This window comes from Amycolatopsis sp. NPDC058278 (assembly GCF_042881395.1).
Classification (GTDB): domain Bacteria; phylum Actinomycetota; class Actinomycetes; order Mycobacteriales; family Pseudonocardiaceae; genus Amycolatopsis.
The window spans coordinates 1-4,864 of record NZ_JBHVXZ010000246.1; the positions used below are offsets into that span (position 1 = coordinate 1).

The following is a 4,864-nucleotide window of genomic DNA, read 5'->3' on the forward strand; positions in this document are numbered from 1 at the left end:
CCGTCGGCGAACCGGCCGGTCAGCTCACCGGCGACGCTCAACGCCAGCCGGGTTTTGCCGACCCCGCCCGGGCCGACGGCCGTGACCAGGCGGTGCTCGCTGAGCGCCTCCGTCAGCGCCGCCCGTTCAGCCACCCGCCCGACGAACGGCGTCAGCCGCGACGGCAGCACCGCGGGGACCGGCGGCTGCGTGGTCGCCGCGACCACCGCCAGGGCGCGGCGATCGGCCACCCGGAGCTTCCGCAGCAGGGAGGAGACGTGACTTTCCACGGTGCGGACGGAGATGAACAACCGGGCACCGATCTCGGCATTGGTCAGGTGTTCACCGAGCGCAGCGAGCACCTCGGCCTCCCGCGCGGAGATGCCTGCCCCGGCAGCGATCTCCTGATTGGCCACCTTCGGATTGTCCTCCGCCGGCCTGGTTGTGTCAGCCGGTCGCCAACGGACATTTAGCGGAAATACCCGTGGCGAACACGGATTTCCCGGTCAGTGGCCGGCACGGATGCCCAGCGGCCCGCCGGGCACCAAGGTTGGCGCCAGAACGAAACGTTCGCCGATATGAGGGGAATTCCATGAAGGTTCGAAGACTGGCAGCGGTAATCGGCGCGACCGCGGGGGCGCTGGCCATGATGGCGGCACCGGCGTACGCCGGCTCGGTCCCCACGCCGGAGGGTGCGCTGCCCAGCAGGATCGGTGCAGCGGTCGAGTTCCAGGACATCGCCAGCGGGGGGTGCGCGGACGTGATCAACTTCTCGACAGAGCACGGCGGCCCCGTCAGGGAGTTCCCCTGCCGCAACACCGCGAACCAGAACTGGCTGATCGAGCCGGTGCTCTCGGCGCCCGGGTTCTTCGCCCTGCGCAGCATCAACAGCAACATGTGCCTGGATCTGCGCTCCGGCAGCGTCGATGACGTGCACGACGGCACCCTGGTCCAGCAGTGGGACTGCTTCCCCGACAGCATCGGGTCCGAGCAGTGGAAGCTGCAGCTGGACAACTCCGGGGGCCCCGGAGCGCTGAACCTGGTCACGGCGGTGAAGGGCAAGTGCCTCGACACCAATCCCCGCACCGGGAGCGCGTTGCTCCACATCGCGACGTGCAGCTTCGGTTCCCGGTCCCAGATGTGGCGGGAGCAGTAACACCGTCCTGCCCGTGCGGCGCACGCTGCACGGGCAGGATCGCGGACGGGGCCGTGCCGGGGCTGCGCGAGCCTCTGCCCACTCGGCGCATCGCGTGTCCCCGGCTAAGTTCCCGGCCGTGTCCGAGGTTCCCTTCCGTACACCGGCACCGCGTACGGCCGCCACCCGCGGCCAGTGTCGAAAAGAACGACCATCTCCCGGCCCGAGCCACCCACCCACGCCGGACGGCCGGGCTGGTGCCGCAACCAGGCGCTGCGGTGACTGGACAGCGTCGCCCGCAACGCCGCCCGGCTCCCGTCGCGGTACTCGACGAGCAGATCCGGCCGGTGCCCGTACCTCCCGAGGTCAGGCACCACGGTGACCGCGGCCGGCCGCCAGCCGGTGCGCACCACGGCCTCGTGCCGCAACGACCACCGGCCCCAGCCGATCAAGCTGAAAACCACAGCCGTCACCAAGCCCACGCCGGCCATCCAGAAGAAGACGGCCCCGCGGGGATCGACACCATCTTCCAGCGTCGTGCGCACGCGGCTCGGGTCGGCGGGGTCGTACACCACCGTGACCTGCGCGCCCTCGGCGTAGCGCCGCTTCGAACTGAGGCGAACGGAAGCATAGTGAGGTTCACCCCGCACGGAAAAGGCCACGTAAATCCCGGGCGGGTATCGTTCGAGCAGCAACACCGTCCCGGGCACACGAGTACCGTCTTGCAGGAGCCAGCCGGCCGACGATTCGTACAGGACGAGCCCGGTGAAGGCACCACCGGCGGCCACGAGCCACAGCGCGGCGACAACCAGCGCCCGCCACCCCAGCACGCGCAGCCGGCGGGTCTCGGCGGTCAGGTCCACGCTCTCGTGACCGTTTACGCCTTCCGGCGGCAGCCACTCCGAATCATCCGGCATGAGCTCAGCTTTCCACGAGTTTCCGGCGCGGACACCGAGAACGGCGCATGACCCCTCGCCCGACCAGGCGTCCGCCACGGGTGATGCTGGTCGCGTGTGGTCAGTCGCGGCGTGGTCGTCCCCGCGTCAGGGGCGGCGTTCGTGCCTACGCCCAGCCGTCGTGGTCATGGGGCAACCGATCCTCCCCTTCAGGCGTGTACGCCCCGCATGCCTGCAACACGGGAGGGGAAGCATGACCTTACGAAGATCACTGACGTTGCTCGCCGTCGCGCTCGCCGTCGGGATCACCGTCACCGATGGCGCGGTGGCGGCGGCGGAAACCGCTGGTCAACCGCGCTCCGAGGTGACGCTGTCCGCGACGTCCTGGGGTTACGTCGACTCAGCGGCACCGACCACCGCCCACTTCGACCCATCCGGCAACCTGCCGATCGGCACCTGGGACAACACACCGCACCGCCAACGCTCGTACGTGACCTTCGACCTGAGCTCGTTGCGGGGTGCGCCGTTCACGACGGTGCTGCTGTCGGCCGGCGAGACGCACTACGTCGACTGCGGCAGCCGTGCCACCGAGGTGTGGCGGACCTCCGCCTACACCAAGCAGTCGACCTGGCAGAACCGCCCGGCGGAGCAAACGCGGGTGGCGTCCAGGGGTGCCGACAGCACCTGCATCGACAACCACGGCACGTTCGACGTCACCACCGCGGTGCGGGACGCGGTCGACCACAAGGTCCGTCACCTCACCCTGGCCTTCCGCGTCGCCGAAGCCCACGAGGCGGACCCGGCGTTCTACCGCCTGATCGAGGCCCCGGCAACGCTGCGGGTGGTCGACAACGCGCCGCCCGCGACGCCGACCGACCTGCGCACCAACGACCAGCCCTGCGCCAAGGACGGCACCGGCGCGCTGGTGAGCCGCCAGCTGCAGCTGAGCGCCCGGGTATCCGACCCGGACGGCGACTTCACGTCCGGGCAGTTCACGTGGTGGCCGGTGGCGAACCCGTCGCAACGGCACACGGGTGCCGGGTCGGGCAGCCCCGCCGTGGCGTACCCGGACACTTCCGACCTCGCCGACGGCACCTACGCGTGGGAGGTGTACGCGGAGGACAGCTGGGGTGCGAAGTCGTCCACGGTGTCCCCGTGCCGGTTCACCGTCGACCGCACGGATCCGCACGCGCCTGCTGTCGTCTCCAGGACGTACCCGGCGAACGCCGAGGGCGGCGGGGTCGGTGTGGCCGGCGAGTTCACCTTCTCCCCCAACGGTTCCACCGACGTCGCGCGGTACGACTACAACTTCGGTGCGGACACGCGAGAGATCGCCGCGGGCCCCGACGGCACGGCCACCGTCAGCTTCACGCCAACGGCCAACGGCTGGCAGTCGGTGCTCGTGCGGGCGTGGGACCGGGCGGGCAACCTCTCGCTCAGCACCTACTACTCCTTCATCGTCAAGGAAACGCGGCCGACGGTCACGTCCGACCGCTACCCGCCGCAGGGCGGCCCGGACGGCGGCATCGGCGTGCCGGGCGTGTTCCGGTTCGCGCCGGGGATGCCGAACGTCGTGGCGTACGACTACCGGCTGGACGACGGCGCGTCCGCCACGGTCACGGCCGGCCAGAACGGCGTCGCCAAGGTGACGATCACGCCGGCCACCGGCGGTGATCACGTGCTGTTCGTGCGCAGCACCGACACCTCGGGCGTGAAGTCGCCGGAACGGGAGTACCGGTTCCTCGTCGAAGCGTCACCGGTGGTGAGCGGGCCCGAGAACGTCGACCTGGGCACCTCGGCCACGTACACGGCCACCCCGAGAATGCCGGACGTCGTCGAGTACGACTACTGGTTCGCGAGTGCCGAGAGTACGAAGTGGACGGTCAAGGCGAACGCCGGCGGAACCACCACGCTGCCGGTCGAGTTCACCTCGGCCGACCAGACCCTGCTGCGGGTCCAGGCCCGCGCCGCGTCCGGCGGGCTGTCCCCGGTGACGGAGAAACGGTTGTCGCTCAACACCTGGCGACCGGAGATCGACTACCAGGGCGACATCGCGACGGAGGGCAGAGCCGCCACGTTCACGTTCACCACCCCGATGCCGAACGCCGTGGAGTTCGAGTACTGGCTGACGGCGGACCCGGCGACCCGGTGGACCGTGCCGGTCAGCGGGAACACCGCGACGGTGAGCTACACCCCACCGAGGGCCGGCGACTACGAGATGCTGGTGCGCGCGAGGAACACGGCGGGCGTGTGGTCGTCAACGGACAACATCACGTGGACGGTGACGAACGATCCCACGGTGACCTCGAAGGAGTTCCAGGCAAACGGGCGGGTGTTCCCCGGCACCTTCACGTTCGAAGCCCGCCAGCCGGGCGCGGTGGCGTTCGAGTACTCGCTCGACTGGGGTCCGTTCCAGCAGCTGGCCGCTCAGAACGGGCGCTCCGTGCTGCCGTGGACTCCCCCGCTGCCACCGGAAGGCTCGGCCTCCCACCACCTGCGGGTGCGTACGGTGACGGCCGACAAGGTCTCCTCGCAGGAGAAAACGTACTACTTCAGCATCACGAGCGCGCCGTACGTGTCGTCCAAGGAATACCCGGAAAGCCAGTGGTCGGGCGGTTCCGGTGTGCCGGGGACGTTCACCTTCACGCCGGGTATGCCGGGCATCGTCTCGTACACCTACCAAGTCCGGAACGACTGGGGTGCCGTGACAGAGGAGTTCACCGTGCCGGCGGACAGTTCGGGTGCGGGAACGATGACCTGGACCCCACCGGACCGTGGCGTCTACTCGGTGATCGTGCGGGGCAACACGGCCGACGGCACCAGGTCGGGTGGCATCGGCTACTCGGTGTACGTC

General features: G+C 69.8%; 4 protein-coding genes. 2 read left to right on the forward strand and 2 right to left on the reverse strand.

What is annotated here, in order from left to right; translation table 11 throughout:
• The coding region (locus ACFVYA_RS49460; RefSeq protein ID WP_387055555.1) for a response regulator transcription factor at positions 1-395 on the reverse strand (395 nt) is incomplete at its 3' end.
• 176 nt (positions 396-571) lie between these two features.
• Between ACFVYA_RS49460 and ACFVYA_RS49465 the strand changes: the two genes are divergently transcribed.
• Complete coding sequence (locus ACFVYA_RS49465) at positions 572-1,135, forward strand: RICIN domain-containing protein (RefSeq protein WP_387055558.1); 564 nt, start codon at positions 572-574, stop codon at positions 1,133-1,135.
• A 104-nt stretch (positions 1,136-1,239) separates the two neighbouring features.
• On the opposite strand, the gene ACFVYA_RS49470 is transcribed toward ACFVYA_RS49465, so the two are convergent.
• On the reverse strand, positions 1,240-2,031 hold the full coding sequence (locus tag ACFVYA_RS49470; protein WP_387055560.1) for a DUF3592 domain-containing protein: 792 nt from the start codon (positions 2,029-2,031) through the stop codon (positions 1,240-1,242).
• Between the two features lie 232 nt (positions 2,032-2,263).
• Here ACFVYA_RS49470 and ACFVYA_RS49475 point away from each other — a divergent pair.
• A partial coding sequence (locus tag ACFVYA_RS49475) for a hypothetical protein (RefSeq protein WP_387055562.1) occupies positions 2,264-4,864 on the forward strand: 2,601 nt, incomplete at its 3' end.